At 64.8% G+C, this 16162-nt stretch carries 16 protein-coding genes; 6 read left to right on the top strand and 10 right to left on the bottom strand.

Features of this window, described 5'->3' with window-relative positions; translation table 11 throughout:
- Positions 1–104 precede the first annotated feature (104 nt).
- The gene (recQ, locus tag OUZ45_RS16505; RefSeq protein WP_266171253.1) at positions 105–1919 is read right to left on the bottom strand and encodes a DNA helicase RecQ; all 1815 of its coding nucleotides are present in this window, start codon (positions 1917–1919) and stop codon (positions 105–107) included.
- 143 nt (positions 1920–2062) lie between these two features.
- Positions 2063–2404, bottom strand: coding sequence for an MGMT family protein (locus OUZ45_RS16500; RefSeq protein ID WP_266171252.1), 342 nt, complete (start codon positions 2402–2404; stop codon positions 2063–2065).
- Positions 2405–2516: 112 nt separating this feature from the next.
- On the opposite strand from OUZ45_RS16500, the gene OUZ45_RS16495 reads away from it, so the two are divergent.
- Positions 2517–2921, top strand: a complete 405-nt coding sequence (locus OUZ45_RS16495; RefSeq protein WP_266171251.1) for a hypothetical protein — start codon at positions 2517–2519, stop codon at positions 2919–2921.
- 73 nt (positions 2922–2994) lie between these two features.
- On the opposite strand, the gene OUZ45_RS16490 is transcribed toward OUZ45_RS16495, so the two are convergent.
- Both OUZ45_RS16490 and OUZ45_RS16485 read right to left on the bottom strand, forming a co-directional pair.
- Positions 2995–4113: an inorganic phosphate transporter gene (locus OUZ45_RS16490; protein ID WP_266171250.1), complete on the bottom strand. Its 1119-nt coding sequence runs from the start codon at positions 4111–4113 to the stop codon at positions 2995–2997.
- Between the two features lie 10 nt (positions 4114–4123).
- Positions 4124–4753 carry a DUF47 domain-containing protein gene (locus OUZ45_RS16485; protein ID WP_266171249.1) on the bottom strand — a complete coding sequence of 210 codons (630 nt, stop codon included), beginning with the start codon at positions 4751–4753 and terminating at the stop codon, positions 4124–4126.
- 234 nt (positions 4754–4987) lie between these two features.
- Between OUZ45_RS16485 and OUZ45_RS16480 the strand changes: the two genes are divergently transcribed.
- Entirely contained in the window at positions 4988–6307 is a 1320-nt protein-coding gene (locus OUZ45_RS16480) for a hemolysin family protein (protein ID WP_266171248.1), read from the top strand.
- 188 nt (positions 6308–6495) lie between these two features.
- Here OUZ45_RS16480 and OUZ45_RS16475 read toward each other — a convergent pair whose 3' ends face one another.
- The gene (locus tag OUZ45_RS16475) at positions 6496–7257 is read right to left on the bottom strand and encodes an RNA methyltransferase (protein ID WP_266171247.1); all 762 of its coding nucleotides are present in this window, start codon (positions 7255–7257) and stop codon (positions 6496–6498) included.
- Between the two features lie 122 nt (positions 7258–7379).
- Between OUZ45_RS16475 and OUZ45_RS16470 the strand changes: the two genes are divergently transcribed.
- A complete protein-coding gene (locus OUZ45_RS16470; protein WP_266171246.1) occupies positions 7380–8183 on the top strand; it encodes an inositol monophosphatase family protein in 804 nt (267 codons plus the stop codon).
- A gap of 78 nt (positions 8184–8261) precedes the next feature.
- Here OUZ45_RS16470 and hda read toward each other — a convergent pair whose 3' ends face one another.
- From hda to OUZ45_RS16450, 4 genes are all read right to left on the bottom strand, one after another.
- Positions 8262–8972 carry a DnaA regulatory inactivator Hda gene (hda, locus tag OUZ45_RS16465; protein ID WP_266171245.1) on the bottom strand — a complete coding sequence of 237 codons (711 nt, stop codon included), beginning with the start codon at positions 8970–8972 and terminating at the stop codon, positions 8262–8264.
- A complete protein-coding gene (locus OUZ45_RS16460) occupies positions 8969–10147 on the bottom strand; it encodes an AI-2E family transporter (RefSeq protein ID WP_266171244.1) in 1179 nt (392 codons plus the stop codon). Before OUZ45_RS16460 ends, hda begins: the two co-directional genes overlap by 4 nt.
- A gap of 86 nt (positions 10148–10233) precedes the next feature.
- Positions 10234–10818, bottom strand: coding sequence for a CDP-alcohol phosphatidyltransferase family protein (locus tag OUZ45_RS16455; protein WP_266171243.1), 585 nt, complete (start codon positions 10816–10818; stop codon positions 10234–10236).
- A gap of 31 nt (positions 10819–10849) precedes the next feature.
- Positions 10850–11833: a DUF2066 domain-containing protein gene (locus OUZ45_RS16450; RefSeq protein WP_266171242.1), complete on the bottom strand. Its 984-nt coding sequence runs from the start codon at positions 11831–11833 to the stop codon at positions 10850–10852.
- 93 nt (positions 11834–11926) lie between these two features.
- Between OUZ45_RS16450 and purM the strand changes: the two genes are divergently transcribed.
- The 3 genes from purM to OUZ45_RS16435 all read left to right on the top strand — a co-directional run bounded on the left by purM (position 11927) and on the right by OUZ45_RS16435 (position 14626).
- Positions 11927–12955 carry a phosphoribosylformylglycinamidine cyclo-ligase gene (gene purM / locus OUZ45_RS16445; protein ID WP_266171241.1) on the top strand — a complete coding sequence of 343 codons (1029 nt, stop codon included), beginning with the start codon at positions 11927–11929 and terminating at the stop codon, positions 12953–12955.
- Between the two features lie 112 nt (positions 12956–13067).
- Entirely contained in the window at positions 13068–13733 is a 666-nt protein-coding gene (gene purN / locus OUZ45_RS16440) for a phosphoribosylglycinamide formyltransferase (RefSeq protein ID WP_266171240.1), read from the top strand.
- Positions 13734–13918: 185 nt separating this feature from the next.
- Positions 13919–14626: a DUF3108 domain-containing protein gene (locus OUZ45_RS16435; protein WP_266171239.1), complete on the top strand. Its 708-nt coding sequence runs from the start codon at positions 13919–13921 to the stop codon at positions 14624–14626.
- 118 nt (positions 14627–14744) lie between these two features.
- On the opposite strand, the gene murA is transcribed toward OUZ45_RS16435, so the two are convergent.
- Positions 14745–16004, bottom strand: coding sequence for a UDP-N-acetylglucosamine 1-carboxyvinyltransferase (murA, locus tag OUZ45_RS16430; protein WP_266171238.1), 1260 nt, complete (start codon positions 16002–16004; stop codon positions 14745–14747).
- Between the last annotated feature and the right edge of the window lie 158 nt (positions 16005–16162).

Genomic DNA, 16162 nt, shown 5'->3' with positions numbered 1-16162 from the left:
CACGCGCTACACGAGGGATGCCTACGTTGAATAGATCAGGGCATCCCTAACTCTCGTTGTAAGTGCATCGGGCGATCAGCACAAGCGTGCGCCCGACGCCAAGCTCATTCCTGCGCGTTAATCACGGCGAGGAAATCGCGCCCGTAACGCTTCAGCTTGGCCTCGCCCACGCCGCTGACGGAGGCCAGCTCATCTTCATTGGATGGCAGGGCACGCAGCATCGCCAACAAGGTGGCGTCGTGGAAAATCACATAGGCCGGCACGCCGTGCTGCTTGGCCAGTTGCGAGCGCAGTGCACGCAAAGCGTCCCACAGCGGCTGTTCGTATGCCTCGATGCCAAGGCTGCTGCCGGTCACTATCTGGCTGTCGCGACGGCGGCGCGAGCGACGCTCCGGACGCACGTCTTCGCGAAGGCGTACCGGCTGGTTGCCAACCAGCACATCACGGCTGGCCTTGGTGAGACGCAATGTGCCAAAGCCCTCGGCATCTGCTTCCAGCAGGCCGGCCGCCAGCAGCTGGCGGAACACCGAGCGCCACTGTTTGTCGTCCATGTCGGCGCCGATGCCGAAGGTGGTGAGGCGATCATGCCCCAGCTGCGTCATGCGCTCGCTGTCGATGCCACGCAGGATGTCGATCACATGGCCCGAGCCGAAACGCTGGCCGCTGCGATAAACCGCCGACAAGGCCTTCTGCGCTGGCACGGTGGCGTCCCAGGTCTTGGGCGGCTCCACGCAGTTGTCGCAGTGGCCGCAAGGGCCGTGGTAGTTCTCGCCGAACGCCGCAAGCAGCAGCTCGCGCCGGCAGCGCGTGGCCTCGGCATAAGCCAGCAATAGCTCCAGTTTCTGCCGCTCGATGCGCTTGCGCTCATCGGCCGATTCGGACTGGGCGATCATCTGGCTCATGGTCACCACGTCGGACAGGCCGTAGATCATCCACGCCTCGGCCGGCAGGCCGTCGCGGCCACCACGACCGGTTTCCTGGTAATAGCCTTCCATGCTGCGCGGCAAGTCCAGGTGCGCCACGAAGCGCACATCGGGCTTGTCGATGCCCATGCCGAACGCCACCGTGGCCACCATCACCACGCCGTCTTCGCGCAGGAAGCGTTGCTGGTTGGCTGCGCGCGTCGCCGCATCCAGCCCGGCGTGATAGGGCAGCGCTTCCATGCCCGCCTCCGCCAGCGCCGCCGCTGTCTCGTCCACTTTTTTGCGACTCAGGCAATACACGATACCCGCGTCGCCGCGATGCCCTTCGAGAAAATCCATCAATTGCCGCCGCGCGTTGTGGCGCAAGCCGACGCGGTAGCGGATGTTGGGGCGGTCGAAGCTCGACACGAACTGGCGCGCGTCCTGCAGCGCAAGCCGCTCGACGATCTCCTCGCGCGTGCGTGGATCGGCCGTGGCCGTGAGCGCAATGCGCGGCACTTGCGAAAAGCGCTGGTGCAGCACGGCCAGTTCGCGATATTCCGGACGGAAGTCGTGTCCCCATTGCGATACGCAGTGCGCTTCGTCGATGGCGAACAACGCGACCTCGGTCTGCTCCAGCAGGCTCAGGAAGCGCGCAGTGAGCAATCGTTCGGGCGCCACATAGAGCATATTCAGTTCGCCGGCCAGCAATTGGCGCTCGACGTTGCGCTGGGCTTCCGCACTCAGGCTGGAATTGAGGTAGGCCGCCGCCACGCCGGCTTCGCGCAACGCGTCGACCTGATCCTGCATCAACGCAATCAACGGCGACACCACGATGCCCGTGCCCTGCCGCAGCAGTGCGGGAATCTGGAAGCATAGCGATTTGCCGCCGCCGGTCGGCATCAACACCAGCGCGTCGCCACCCTCCGTCACGTGCTCGACGATGGCTTGCTGCGGGCCGCGGAAACTGGTGTAACCGAAGATGCTGTTGAGAATGTCGAGGGGCGTGGAAGGCATCTGCGGAATGCTAGCAAATGCGCATCGACTTACCTGCAGGTGAAGTGCGATCCATCGGGTACGTCTTGTCTCCGATAGATGTGCGTTGGAGAGGATGTCGCGAGCACCCGCCCCTCACCCCAGAGGGGAAAGGGGCAGCAAACTCAAGATCCCGGCATACCCCACAGCGCCCGATCGACATCCGCGTCCAGCCCAAAGCGGGAGAGCGGCACCCGGCCGTTCTTCACCTCCACGCCTTCGGCCCGTAGCAGCCGGCATTGCTCGCGAAAGCCCCGACTCCCGGCCGGCAGGGCAACCTCCCCGCTGGCCCGCAACACCCGAAACCAGGGTAGCTCCATGCCGTCGGGCACTTCGCCCAACAGGCGCCCGACCAGCCGTGCCCGCCCCGGAAGGCCGGCGCGGGCGGCGATTGCTCCATAGCTGGCGACCCGGCCGGGCGGAATGGCCGCGATAGCGGCGTAAATACGGGCTTGGGCTTCGTTCATGGCGAGACGTTGACACAAAGTCGTGGCAGAGTAGCGAAGGATCGACCTTGGAGCCTGTCCTCGCGCGGGAGTGCGGACTATGGGGCGCGCTCATAATTATGGGAGTCGCATCATGCGTCACTTCGAAGCCGTGCGTTCCCACATCGGCAGCATGCACGAGCTGCGTCACAACGACCCTTATCTGATCAGCTTCGATCTGCAGCTGCCGCACGGACGCCACCAGGGTATCTACCTGACCGAGCTGGAGGACGAAACGGGGGGGCGCTATCTGCGCATCTCCACGCCTATCGGCCCGTTGGCCGGCTCGGATGCACGCCGCTGCCTGCGTTTCAACTGGGAGCAGCGCACCGGCTTCCTGGCAGTGGCCGATCTGGACGGCTCGCCCTATCTGCATCTCTGCGAGAACCGCCCTTACGAACTGCTCAATACCGCCGAACTCAGGCGGCTGATCAATGAACTGGGCACCCTGGGCGATCAGCTGGAACGCGTCGTCGCCGCGGGTGGCGACGACCTCTGAGAACGCTGTCTCTCAGATGCGTGGGTCTCTCAGATGCGTGGGACGGGGTGACCGCCCCAACCTATCGCTGGCGTCAGAACCACTGCGCAGCCAGGCGCACCGCACCGTAGGCCAGTAGCGCGGTGACCGGCAGGGTCAGAATCCATGCCCACACCATGCGCTCCACCACCGACCAGCGGATGGCGTTCCAGCGCTTGGCCGCACCTACGCCCATGATCGAGGCGGACACGTTGTGTGTGGTGGACACCGGCACGCCGAACGCCGAGGCGGCGAGGATCACCGCCGCCGAACTGCCTTCGGCAGCAAAACCGTTGATCGGATGCAGCTTGACCATCTTGTGGCCCAGCGTCTTGATGATGCGCCAGCCACCGCCGGCCGTACCGGCCGCCATGGTCAACGCACACACGACCGCCACCCAGGCAGGCACGTTGAAACCGCCATCGCTCGATCCCGCGATGCGCAGAAAGCCCAACCAATCCGGCAGTTGGTCGAACTGACCGGCCGCCGTCGCACCAGCGAGCGCCAGCGCGATGATGCCCATGCTCTTCTGCGCGTCGTTCATGCCATGGGCCAGGCCCATGGCGCTGGCCGATGCGATCTGAGCCTTGCCGAAGAAGCTGTTGACGAACGGCGTGCGCCCGAACCGGCGCAGGAAGCCTTCGCGATGGGAGAACCAGCTGAGCAGCGCGTATAGCGCGCCCATCAGCAGAAAGCCCATCACGAAGCCGAGCAGTGGCGACACCACCATCGGCACGATCACTTTCGGTATCACACCCTTGCCTAGCCACCAATGATCGCCACCCTGCATCCAGATGATCGAGTGGAAGTTGTCGCCCGAAGCGGCGATGGCCGCACCCACCAGTGCACCGACCAGGGCGTGACTGGAACTGGACGGCAGGCCCAGCCACCAGGTGATGAGATTCCACACCGTGGCTGCGCCCAGAGCGCAGATCAGCAGCTGCGGACCGGCGGCGACCACATGGGTGTCGAGCAGGCCGGCGGCGATCGTCTTGGCCACCGCCGTGCCCCACAGCGCGCCGATCAGGTTGGTCACCGCCGCCAGCAGCACCGCCTGGCTGGGTGTGAGCACCTTGGTCGCCACCACCGTGGCGATGGAGTTGGCGGTGTCGTGGAAACCATTGATATAGGTGAAGACGAGTGCGATCAGCACCACCGCGACAACCATGCTCATCGCGGCGACCTCAGGAGTTTTTCAGCACGATGGAATAAACGATGTTGCCGACGTCGCGGCATTTGTCGATGGCTTTTTCGAGCAGCTCGAACAGATCCTTCGCCAGCATCGCGCGCATGGCGTCGTTGCCTTCCACATACAGCGTGCGGTACGGCGACAGCAGCATGCGGTCGCCTTCGGATTCCAGCGTCTGCAAACGGTCCTGCAGCTTTTTCACCGGATCGATGCGCAAACCGAGGCGCAACTCGCCGATCATCTCCGACACCACCGCGGTGGCGCGCTCCAGCACCAGCGCGCGCTGGGCGAAGTCGATGTCGCTGACACGCGAAGCGACGATCTCGTAGCGCTCGGCGAACTTCTCGATGGTCTTGGGGATTTTGTACAGCGCTGAATTCAGCGCTTCGATGTCCTCGCGGTCCAGCGCGGTGACAAACGTGTTCACCAGCTCCTCGCTGATCTGTCCCGCCAGCGCCTTCTCTCTCGCGCGCGCCGAGGCGAACGCCGCCATCACTGGGGCATGATCGGTGTGGGTGAGCAGCTCATGCAGTGCCCGTGCACTTTCCTTCGCGGCCTCAGCGCTTTGCTCAAGCAGGCCATAGAACTTGTCGCCTTTGCCGAAGATCGTTTGCAGTGAAAACATGCGGAGAGTGCCTGGGGGAATGAGCCAAATGACGGCTATGTTACAGGAGCGCCCCACCCCACCGCACCGCACCAAGCCACGTTGACCAGGGAGCCCCCCCCAGAAAACCTCAAAGTCATCGATGGCTGGCCGCGCCGCGTCCACGTAGCGATTCCAGTCTCTTCCGAGGCCATCGAACAGACCTTCAGGCCTTACACTGGGCGCTATGCCCCTCCTTTGCCCCCTGAGACACGGATGCTGACTGAGATCGCGATTGTCTTCGTGCTCGCCCTGTTCAACGGCTTCTTTGCGCTCTCGGAGATGGCGCTGGTGGCCTCGCGCAAGAGCCGCCTCAAGCAGATGGCCAAGACCAGCCGCAGCGCCCGTGTTGCGCTGCGACACGCTGAAGCCCCCGAACATTTCCTGTCCACCGTACAAGTGGGCATGACCCTGGTGATCCTGATCACCGGCTCCTTGGCCGGCGACGCCCTGGGCGACCATTTCGCCGAGGTCATTCACGGTGAACGCGCCGCTTGGCTGGAACCCTACGCCAAGCTACTTGGCTTCGTGCTCGGTTTCGCGTTGATTTCCTTCGTACAGATCGTGATCGGCGAACTGGTGCCGAAGCGGCTGGCCTTGTCGGCACCGGAGCGCTTGGCCGGCTATGTCGCCATGCCCATGCTGGTGCTATCGCGCATCACCGCTCCCTTTGTGTGGCTGCTCAACCTCTCCAGTGACCTGTTGCTGCGCCTGTTGCGTGTGAGAAAACGCGGCAGCAGCACCGTGACCGAGGAAGAAATCCGCCTGCTGGTGGCCGAAAGCGCCGAACAGGGCCTGCTGGATGCCGACGAGCGCAACATGGTCAATCGTGTACTGCGCCTGGGTGACCGCACCGTGGACAGCGTGATGACGCCGCGCACACGCATTGCGTGGCTGGACATGTCCGCCACGCAGGAAGATAACGACGAAATCCTGCGCGACACGCCCTATTCGCGCTATCCGGTATACCGCGGCGACGAAAGCGACGTAGCCGGCGTGGTGGAGGTAAAGAACCTGCTGCGCAATTTCAGGCGCGGCTCGCCAGATCTGTTCGGCCGCATGGCCAAGCCGCTGTTCGTGCCAGCCGCGGCGCGGGCGCTGGACCTGCTGGAAGAATTCCGCGACGCCGAAACGCAGATGGCCCTGGTGGTGAATGAATACGGCGACATCGAAGGCCTGGTCACCATCAACGACCTGCTCGCTGCCGTGATTGGCGCCACGCAGCTGGGGCAAGGGCGAGAGGAAACGTCGCCGATCGTGGCGCGCGAGGATGGTAGCTGGCTGGTCGACGGCTCGATCTCGACCGACGACTTGCGCGAACTGCTGCATGTGGACCATCTGCCGGGCGAACAGGAACACGAATACCGCACCGCCGCCGGCATGGTGATGGCCGCGCTCGGCCACATCCCTCAGACCGGCGAAGTGTTCGCCTGGCAAGGCATCCGTTTCGAAGTGGTGGATCTCGATGGGGCGCGCATCGACAAGCTGCTGATTACACCGGCGCGACGGATTGATCTGGCTGACGACGAGCAGTGAATAGTTGAAGGGTTATCGCAAGAGCGTTACCCCTCCCCAGCCCTCCCCTGTCCCACGGGACTAGCTTCGCGTCGCAAGCAAGGGAGGGAGGGAGCAGGGTATCGCAAGCTTTGGCTCCTCCCCTTGCTTGCAGGGGGAGGCTGGGAGGGGGTAAGCCCTTGCGACACCGCCCATCCCTGGCGCAACAACTAATCCCGCCGCGCCAACATCGCCATCCGCTGCGCGTCCGCCAGAATCCCGTGCAGCATGCGCAGTTCGCGCTCATCCATCTGCGCACGCTGAAACAGCTTGCGTAGGCGCAACATGATCGTGGTCGGCGCGCGGCCTTTGTGGAAGTCGATGTCATCCAACGTCTGGGCCAGGTGTTCGTAGAAACGCTCCATCTGCGCGGCATCGGCCGGCGGCTCCACATCGGCACGTACCGGCGGTTCCGGCGTCTCGCCACCGAGCAAGGCCACACGCAACTCGTAGGCCATCACCTGCACGGCCTGGGACAGATTCAATGAGCTGAAATCGTCCACGCTGGGGATACGAACCATGGCGTGACAGCGCGCCAGCTCCTCGTTCTCCAGACCCGTGCGCTCGTTGCCGAACACCAGTGCCACCTGCTCGCCACGCGCGGCGGCGGCCAGTGCGCGACTGGCGGCTTCGCGCGGGGAGATCTCCGGCAGGTCCACTCCGCGACGGCGAGCCGACAAGCCCAACGCCAGGCTGCAGCCGGCCAGGCCATCGATCAGCCCCTCATGCACGCCCGCGCTTTCCAGCACGTCGTCGGCGCCGGCCGCCAGGGCCGAGGCCTCGCGATCGGGGAAACGGTGCGGCGCCACCAGGTCCATCCGCGTGAAACCCATGGTCCGCATGGCCCGCGCCGCGCTACCGATGTTGCCCGGGTGCGAGGTGCGCACCAGGACATAGCGAATGCGGGAGGCTAGGTCTTCAGCGGTGGTCATGCGACGGATCCGACAGGGTTTGGCCGGCAAGGATAGTGGACTCGCCAGGCGCTGGCTTCGTCCTGCGGCCGCCCTCTGCTAGAATCCCGCGCCGCATCCCGTTCTTTTCTAAAGCCGAAGCCATGCCAAGACCCGCCGTCAACGTCGCGGTGCGCGCCGCGCGCGCCGCAGGAAACATCATCCTGCGCTATATGAACCGCATCGACGGACTCAACGTCGTCGAAAAACAACGCATGGATTTCGCCTCCGAAGTCGACAAGCTGGCCGAAGCCGAGATCATCAAGGAGCTTCGCCGCGCCTACCCGACCCACGCCATCCTCGCTGAGGAAAGCGGCGCCATCGGCAAGGGCCCGCTGCAGTGGGTGATCGATCCGCTCGACGGCACGCACAATTACCTGCGCGGCATCCCGCACTTCTCCGTGTCCATCGCCTTGCTCGACAAGGGTGAGCCGGTGTACGCCGTGGTGTTCGATCCGCTGCGCGACGAGCTGTTCACCGCGAGCAAGGGTGACGGCGCCTATCTCAACGACCGCCGCCTCCGCGTCGGCAAACGCGAGAACCTCGGCGGCGCGATCATCGCCACCGGCTTCCCTTACCGCCAGCGCGGTCATCTCGAATCGCAGCTCAACATGACCCGCGCCCTGCTCGGCCAGGCTGAGGACATTCGCCGCTCCGGCTCGGCCGCACTGGACCTGGCCTATGTGGCCGCCGCGCGCTACGACGGCTACTTCGAGATCGGCCTGAAGCCGTGGGACATGGCTGCCGGTGTGTTGCTGGTGCGCGAGGCGGGCGGACGCTATTGCGACTTCGCCGGCCGCGACGGCATCCCGGCCAGCGGCAACATCGTCGCCGGCAATCTGAACGTGGCGCAGGCGATGGTGGACGCCATCGGTGCGCAGGCCACACCAGCGCTGTTGAAGGCCTGAGTCAGCCCCCATCGCGGGATATAGAGAAGGCGCCCTTGGGCGCCTTCTTCGTTTCAGAACGACGATCGCACGGAATCGTCAAACCGGCGGCGTTTCGCCCGCATCGCGTAGAAATCCGCGCAGAAACGGCACCGTGATCCTGCGTTGCGCAGCCAGCGAGGCCAGATCGAGTTTGTCGAGCAGATGGAGCAGCGCGCCCAGATCGCGCGCATAGCGAGCGAACAGCCAGTCGAGCACGGTGTCGTCCAGTTCGATGCCGCGCGCCGTGGCCTGGCCTTTCAACACATCCCGCCGCTCGGCGTCATCCAGTGGCTTCAGCACGGCCTGCTGGCACGCGCCCAAGCGCGAGCGCAGATCGGGCAAAACCAAACCTAGTTGAAGGGGCGTCGCTTCCGCGGCGAACAGCAAAGCCGAACCTTCGGCCCTGGCCTGGTTGTACACATCGAACAGCGCGTGCTCCGCTTCGCGGTCGCCCGCGATGGCACCGAGATCATCCAGCGCGAGAAACTCGCTGCCAGCCACACCGCGGATGGCAGCAGCCCGGTTGGCGATGCTGGCTAACGGCAGGTATTGCACGGTGCGCCCGGCTTCGCTGGCCGCCTGGCAGGCCGCCATCAAAAGGTGGCTCTTACCGCTGCCGGCCGGGCCACTGAGATAAAGCCAGGCAGTCCCGGGCGTGGTCGCCAGCCGTTGTACGGCGGCTACCGTCGCCGCGTTGGCGCCGGCGTGGAAATGTTCAAAGCGCTGGCGGCGCGGCCAGCGCAGCGCGAGAGGAAGCTGAGGAATCATGACTGATGCTTGTCGCCCTTGTCCGTCGGACGATTCATCGCCCCATTCGCCTCGACTGTGCCCTCATCCGTAGCGACTGTGACGTATGCATCGGCGATCACCGGATCCTGCCTGCCCTCTTCCATGTACAACCGGCTATGGCGATAGCGCTGCGTCAGATAGCGCAGCACCACCAGGATCACCGATGCGGCCGGCAGCGCCAGCAGAACGCCCAGAAAACCGAACAAGTACCCCCCGGCCAGCACGGCGAAGATCACCGCCACCGGGTGCAGGCCGATCTTCTCGCCCACCAGGCGCGGCACCAGCACGTAGCCTTCCAGCAGCTGGCCAATGGTGAACACGCCCACCACCATCAATAGATGACTCCAGTCGCCGTACTGCACCAGCGCGGCGATGATGGCCGAACCGAAGCCGACGATGAAACCCAGGTACGGCACGAAACTGAGCAGCCCAGCGACCATGCCGATCAACGGTCCCACCGACAGGCCGACGAAGGTCAGGCAGGCACCGTAGAAAATGCCCAGCGCCAGCATTACCAGCAGCTGACCGCGCACGAAAGCGCCGAGCACAAGGTCCGATTCGTGTGCAAGGTGGGCAATGGTCGGCTCGATCGAGCGCGGCAGCATGTCGTCGATCCACGCCACCAATCGGTCCCAGTCGCGCAGCAGGTAGAACGCCACCACGGGGATCAACACCAGGTTGGTCATCCACATCACCACGCCGATGCTGGAACGGGTGAGCTTGCCCAGCACCGACGAGGCCACGCTACCGATCGAGCCGATGTGGTCTTTGATGTCGGCCATCAAACGGTCGGTATCGAAAGCGGAGGGATCCAGGCGCAGCTTGGCCTCCAGCCAAGGCAAGGCAATGTTGCGCACCCAGTCCACGTAGTGCGGCAAGCTCTGCACCAGGTTGTCGACCTGACGCGAGATCAGCGGAATCAGCAGCAGCAGCGCGCCCACCGTGACCAGCACCAGCACGATGAACACCACGCTCACCGCCAGCGTGCGGCCCATACCGATGCGCTCGAGGCGATCGGCGAGCGGGTCGCCCAGGTAGGCCATCGTCGCGGCGAATGCGAAGGGCATCAGCACCGGCGCCAGCAGCCAGAGCACGTAGAGGATGCCTGCGGTGATCGCGAGCATCTGCCAGCGGCGGGAGGAATCTTGAGTCATCGTCACGGCTCGTCGGGGCGGGGCCAGGGGCAGCTGCCGGGGCGGGCTGGGCCACATGCAAGTGTGACCCATGCAGGGGGGCGCTGTCAGCGCGGGCTATCCGGGTCGCGCGCGTGCCATGTCACCCAAGCCCGCCGCGACCAACGCAGCACGTAGTCCAGACCGCTGGCGATGCACAGCACCGCAGCAAGCATCGCCAGCGGCGCGAGCGGCGGCGATGGCCAGCCACTGGCGGCGACCAGCACCGCCAGCAGATACACGATCTGCAGCAAGGTGCAGGCCTTCGAAAGCGAGCTCGGCTCCGGACGGATCGGACCGATGAACAGCCGCCACGCCAGCGCGCCGGCCACGATCACCACATCGCGCCCACATACCAACAGCGCCAGCCACCACGGCGCCATACCGACCCAAGCCAACAGCAGAAAGCAGGCGACCAGCAGCAATTTATCCGCCAACGCATCCAGGATGCCGCCCAGCCGGCTCTGCCAGTGGTAGCGACGCGCGATAAAACCATCTAGTCCATCGGAAATGCCGGCTACCGCGATCAACCCCAAGGCCATGCGCGGTTGCATAGCAAGGATGGCCCAACCGATCGGTAGCGCCAGCACCATCCGCAACAGCGAGATGGCGTTGGGCAGGTGACGCCAGGGAGAGCGTGGCGTGGCAGGCATCACCGCGGGCTCCGGGTGTCTGCGCCCGGCCTCAATGCACCCAGCGCAGACTGGCGTCGGCACCCGCGTGGGCGTCACCTGCCAGCAGACGGCCACCCGCGGCGAGATTGTTGGCCAGCGCGTTCAATGGCAGGCCGGTCTTCATGCCGAGCAACATGCCATCACCCTGCGCGCTCAACGTCACCACCTGACGAACCATGGGATCGGCACGCAAGGTGGCCAGCAGGTTGGCGTAATCCATGGCGGAATTCACACCGCTCACCCATAGCTTGCCGTCGATATTGCCTGAGCCGATCACGTTGAGCTGCTTGCCAAGGCGATCGGCCAGCGCATTGCCGGCATCGGCGAACAGGGTCGCGCTGCTGGTACCCACACCACTCCAGCGTTGCTGCGGACCGCCGGAGACCAGATTCCAATCCGCACCGTCGCCATGCAGCTGGCCAAGCAGAACCAGGCCGGTCTTGTACTGGCGCGCCAGATTGAAGATCTGCTCGAGGTCGGCCGAAGCCACCGTGGGTGCCTCCGTGGCCTTGCCCGGATCGGCCAGCACCACGTTGTAGCCGCGCGCCACCATGGCTTGGGCAAGGGGCTCCAGCGCATCCTTGGTCAGCACGCTGCCATCCTCGTCGCGCACCAACAGCAGCACGGGCGGCTTGCCGGTCGTGCCGGCCACGCCCATCTGGGCAATCATGCGTTGCACCGCACCCTGATCGAAAGTGACCTGCAGGCTCAGGCCAGTTCCGGCCGTGCCGCGCTGGTATTGGTACTGCTGCACGATGCCCGGCGCGCCTTTCAGGGCGTCGGCGTAGCCAGGCTTGCTACGCAGGTCTTGGCCACCGGCGGTGCGGGCCAGCACCTGGCTGAGCGCCACGCCGAACGCCTCGTCGCGCTGTGCCTCGCTGGTATCGTTCACCGGCACGATCACCGTGTAGGGCGAAACCTGGCCCTGGGCATGCGCACCAGGGAGCAAGAGAGCCAACAGAAAGCCGACGATCAGCAGGCGTGACAGGCGCATAAGCTCGGAGGCATCAAGGGAAAACTGGCCGAAGTCTGCCCAATCCGTCCCCTAGCGTCTATCATTACGCGTTTCTCCACGCCGGTTTCCGCCATGTCCGACGCTCTCACCTACCGCGCAGCCGGTGTCGATATCGACGCGGGCAATGCCGTGGTCGAACGCATCAAGCCCCTGGTCAAGCGCACCTTCCGCCCGGAAGTGATGGGCGGCCTGGGCGGTTTCGGCGGCCTGTTCGATCTGTCCGGTCGCTATAAGGAGCCGGTGCTGGTTTCCGGTACCGACGGCGTGGGCACCAAGCTCAAGCTCGCTCAGCAGCTGGGCCGGCACGACACCATCGGCATCGACCTGGTCGGCATGTGCGTCAACGACGTGCTGGTGCAAGGCGCCGAGCCGCTGTTCTTCCTCGACTACTTCGCCACCGGCAAGTTGGACGTTGACACCACGGTCGCCGTCGTCGGCGGCATCGCCAAGGGCTGCGAACTGGCTGGCTGCGCGCTGATCGGCGGCGAGACGGCGGAAATGCCCGATATGTATCCGCCGGGCGAATACGACCTGGCCGGCTTTACTGTCGGCGCGGTCGAGAAGTCGCAGCTGCTCAGCGGCGACGCCATCGTGGCGGGCGACGTGATTCTCGGCGTGGCCTCGTCCGGCCCGCATTCCAACGGCTATTCGCTGATCCGCAAGATTCTGGATCGCGCCGGCCGTCCGCTGGATCTCGATCTTGGTGGCGTGACGCTGGCCGATGCGCTGATGGCGCCGACCACCATCTACGTGAAGCCGATGTTGGAACTGCTGAAGTCCGCACCGGTACATGGCATGGCTCACATCACCGGTGGTGGCCTGAAGGAAAACATCATCCGCGTGGTGCCCGACTCGCTCGGTATCACGCTCGACGCCTCGGCCATCGTGCTGCCGCCGGTGTTCGAGTGGCTGATGCGCGAAGGCAATGTGGCACGCGAAGAAATGTGGCGCACCTTCAACTGCGGCGTGGGCTTCACCGTGATCCTGTCGCGCGACGCGGCGCCGGCAGCCTCTGCGCTGCTGGCAAAGCATGGCCTGGCCAGCTCGGTGATCGGCGAAGTGGTTCCAGCCAAGGGCGAAGAGCGCGTGCATATCGATTGAGGCGCTTCAAGCGCCTCAGCCACCCGCATCATTCATTCGCGAAACCCGCACCACGGCACTGGATCCCGGCCTGCGCCGGGATGACGGCACAGAAGACGACCCGCTACACAGCATGCCCTCACCTCTACGCATCGCCGTACTCGCCTCCGGACGCGGCAGCAATCTGCAAGCGCTGATCGCTGCGCGCGATGCGGGCGAGCTGCCAGTGGAGTTCGTGGCCGTAGGCAGCGACAAGGCCAGCGCTGGTGCGCTTGAGCTGGCCAAAAGAGCGGGCATTCCCAGCTTCGTGTTGAATCCGCGTGACTTCCCCACCCGTCGCGACTACGACTTCGAACTATTCGCCCGCCTCAATGCCAGCGGCGCCGACCTGCTGGTACTCGCCGGCTTCATGCGCATCATCGATGGGGATGCACTGAAGCCCTGGGTCGGGCGGATGATCAACATCCATCCCTCCCTGCTGCCGAAGTATCGCGGTCTGCACACCCATCGGCGCGCCCTGGAAGCGGGTGACAGCGAACATGGCGTCAGCGTCCACTACGTCACCGCGGAACTGGACGGTGGACCAGTGATCGCGCAAGCACGCATCGACGTGCTTGCCGGCGACGATGAGCACAGCCTCGCCCAGCGCCTGCTGGTACAGGAGCATCGCCTGCTCCCGGCCGTTACCCGGCTGATTGCTGCAGGTCGACTAGCCTTGGCCGCGCCGGATGGCGTCGAGCTGGACGGCCAACGCCTGGCCGCGCCGCTACGCCTCAGCGGCCATACGTTGACGCGCTGATCGAATACCTTCAACGAGGTGTTCCTCGCTCCTCAAAGCCGGGCACATCCATGTGCCCTCTCCGCGTTCCTCGCTCCTCAAAGCCAGGCACATGCATGTGCCTTCTCCGCGTTCCTCGCTCCTCAAAGCCAGGCACATCCATGTGCCTTCTCCGCGTTCAGCCGCGTCGCGTAGACTGCGGCGCCATGGCTACCTTCACTCCCGCGCGCAAGTTCATCGCCGGTCTCGCACTGGCCGTTTCCACCACCGCAGTCTTCGCCGCGACGCCCTCGCCGTTCACTGCGACCTATCAAGTGCTGCAAGGCGGACAAGTCATTGGCGAAGCCGTGGTCAGCCTCAAGCCGGCAGGCAGCGGGCAATGGGAATACAGCAACCAGACCCACGGCACCTCCGGGCTGGCCGCCGCCCTCGGAGCCAACTCCAGCGAGACCACTCGCTTTCGCTGGAACAACAACGCGCCGGAAACCGTCGCCTACGATTCCCGCGTGAACGCCTTCAAAGTGAAGCAGCGGCATACCGAAGTGAACTGGTCGACCAACCAGGTCTCGGTCGATGAGGGCAAGGGCGCGGATACCTATGCCGCCACACCGGGCCTGGTCGATCGCAATACCACTCCCTACGCCATCGGCCTCGCGTTGCGCGGCGGCAAGCAGGCCGTCACCCTGCCGGTGGCGGTGAGGCGCAATGTGGAAAATCAGGAGTTCAAGGTGGCCGGCAGCGACAACGTGCAAGTACCGGCGGGCAGCTTCAAAGCACAACGCGTGGAGCGCAGCCATTCCGACAAGGCTTTCAGCGCCTGGTATGTCCCGCAGAAATATCCGGTGCCAGTGAAACTGGCGCAGAGCGAGGGCGGCAATCTCACTCTGCAGCTGGTGAGCTACAAGGGCCAGTGAGCGCCCGCTTTGCGGGCTGGTAAGTTGCCTACCGCACAGGCTGTAAAGAAGTAAGGCCGCACGCCCGCGGCCTTACTCGAGACGCGAAGCGTCGACTTACTTCTTACCGCCTCGCTGCTTACGACGGCAGACGGCGGATCTTCGCGCCGAGCACGCCCAACTTCTCTTCGATGTTCTCGTAGCCGCGATCGATGTGATACACGCGGTCAACGGTGGTGTCGCCTTCCGCCACCAGGCCGGCCAGCACCAGGCACGCGGAAGCGCGCAGGTCGGTGGCCATGATCGGCGCACCGCTCATCTTCGCCACGCCCTGGATGATGGCGGTGTTGCCTTCAAGGCGGATATCCGCCCCCAGGCGCTGCAGCTCATGCGCGTGCATGAAGCGGTTCTCGAACACCGTCTCAGTGATGATGCCCACGCCCTCGGCCACGCAGTTCAGCGCGGTGAACTGCGCCTGCATGTCAGTGGGGAACGCCGGATACGGCGCGGTGGTGATATTGACCGCCTTCGGCCGCCGGCCCTGCATGTCCAGCTCAATCCAGTCCGGACCGGTGGAGATGTGTGCGCCAGCCTCTTCCAGCTTGGCCAGCACGGAATCGAGCGTATTGGCGCGCGCGTTGCGAGCTCGCACCTTGCCGCCAGTCATCGCCGCACCGACCAGGAAGGTGCCCGTTTCGATGCGGTCCGGCAGTACTTCGTACTCGGCGCCGTGCAGACGCTCGACGCCCTGAATAATCATGGTGGAGGTGCCAGCGCCTTCGATCTGCGCACCCATGGCGATCAGGCAGTTGGCCAGGTCGACCACCTCGGGCTCCTGTGCGGCGTTCTCGATGATGCTGGTGCCCTGGGCCAGGACTGCCGCCATCATGATGTTCTCGGTACCAGTGACGGTGACCATGTCCATCACGATGCGCGCGCCCTTCAGACGATTGGCCTTGGCCTTGATGTAGCCGTTCTCCACGCTCACCTCGGCACCCAGCGCCTGCAGGCCGCGGATGTGCTGGTCGACCGGACGCGAACCGATCGCGCAGCCGCCGGGCAGCGAGACCTCGGCATGGCCGAAGCGCGCCACCAACGGCCCCAGCACCAGAATCGACGCGCGCATGGTACGCACCAGGTCGTAGGGCGCCACGCAATGCTCGATCGAGCGAGGATCGACGTGCATCTTCATGCGGTCGTCCAGCACCAGCTGCACGCCCATCCGACCGAGCAACTCGATGAAGGTGGTGACGTCGTGCAGGTGCGGCACATTGCTGATCGCCACCGGCTCGTCGGCCAGCAGACAGGAAGCGAGAATCGGCAGCACAGCGTTCTTGGCGCCGGAAATGCCGACCTCGCCATGGAGCGGCTCGCCGCCGCTGATCAGGATCTTGGCCATGGTTTTCCTTGGGAATGGGGGTATGAGGGTCCGGCGCCAGCCATTAAGGACCCTCTGATCTATTACACGTAGGCGGCATGACAATCAGGAAGGGCGCTGCCACTGCCGCGTGGCGAAGCGCCTGACTGGCTGTCAGGTCGAGCCGCGCGGCAGTGGCA

The sequence above is a fragment of the Dyella subtropica genome, assembly GCF_026283965.1.
In the GTDB taxonomy this organism is placed as follows: Bacteria; Pseudomonadota; Gammaproteobacteria; order Xanthomonadales; family Rhodanobacteraceae; genus Dyella_D; species Dyella_D subtropica.
This window is presented reverse-complemented; position numbering and strand designations above follow the sequence as displayed.

What these genes read in the sequence shown, in the direction of transcription:
- purM (WP_266171241.1), top strand. Translation starts at nt 11,927, where the DNA reads ATGTCCGACGCTCTCACCTACCGCGCAGCCGGTGTCGATATCGACGCG.
- OUZ45_RS16500 (WP_266171252.1), bottom strand. Translation starts at nt 2,404, where the DNA reads ATGAACGAAGCCCAAGCCCGTATTTACGCCGCTATCGCGGCCATTCCG.
- OUZ45_RS16470 (WP_266171246.1), top strand. Translation starts at nt 7,380, where the DNA reads ATGCCAAGACCCGCCGTCAACGTCGCGGTGCGCGCCGCGCGCGCCGCA.
- OUZ45_RS16460 (WP_266171244.1), bottom strand. Translation starts at nt 10,147, where the DNA reads ATGACTCAAGATTCCTCCCGCCGCTGGCAGATGCTCGCGATCACCGCA.
- OUZ45_RS16475 (WP_266171247.1), bottom strand. Translation starts at nt 7,257, where the DNA reads ATGACCACCGCTGAAGACCTAGCCTCCCGCATTCGCTATGTCCTGGTG.
- OUZ45_RS16435 (WP_266171239.1), top strand. Translation starts at nt 13,919, where the DNA reads ATGGCTACCTTCACTCCCGCGCGCAAGTTCATCGCCGGTCTCGCACTG.
- OUZ45_RS16450 (WP_266171242.1), bottom strand. Translation starts at nt 11,833, where the DNA reads ATGCGCCTGTCACGCCTGCTGATCGTCGGCTTTCTGTTGGCTCTCTTG.
- OUZ45_RS16495 (WP_266171251.1), top strand. Translation starts at nt 2,517, where the DNA reads ATGCGTCACTTCGAAGCCGTGCGTTCCCACATCGGCAGCATGCACGAG.
- hda (WP_266171245.1), bottom strand. Translation starts at nt 8,972, where the DNA reads ATGATTCCTCAGCTTCCTCTCGCGCTGCGCTGGCCGCGCCGCCAGCGC.
- OUZ45_RS16455 (WP_266171243.1), bottom strand. Translation starts at nt 10,818, where the DNA reads ATGCCTGCCACGCCACGCTCTCCCTGGCGTCACCTGCCCAACGCCATC.
- purN (WP_266171240.1), top strand. Translation starts at nt 13,068, where the DNA reads ATGCCCTCACCTCTACGCATCGCCGTACTCGCCTCCGGACGCGGCAGC.
- murA (WP_266171238.1), bottom strand. Translation starts at nt 16,004, where the DNA reads ATGGCCAAGATCCTGATCAGCGGCGGCGAGCCGCTCCATGGCGAGGTC.
- OUZ45_RS16490 (WP_266171250.1), bottom strand. Translation starts at nt 4,113, where the DNA reads ATGAGCATGGTTGTCGCGGTGGTGCTGATCGCACTCGTCTTCACCTAT.
- recQ (WP_266171253.1), bottom strand. Translation starts at nt 1,919, where the DNA reads ATGCCTTCCACGCCCCTCGACATTCTCAACAGCATCTTCGGTTACACC.
- OUZ45_RS16480 (WP_266171248.1), top strand. Translation starts at nt 4,988, where the DNA reads ATGCTGACTGAGATCGCGATTGTCTTCGTGCTCGCCCTGTTCAACGGC.
- OUZ45_RS16485 (WP_266171249.1), bottom strand. Translation starts at nt 4,753, where the DNA reads ATGTTTTCACTGCAAACGATCTTCGGCAAAGGCGACAAGTTCTATGGC.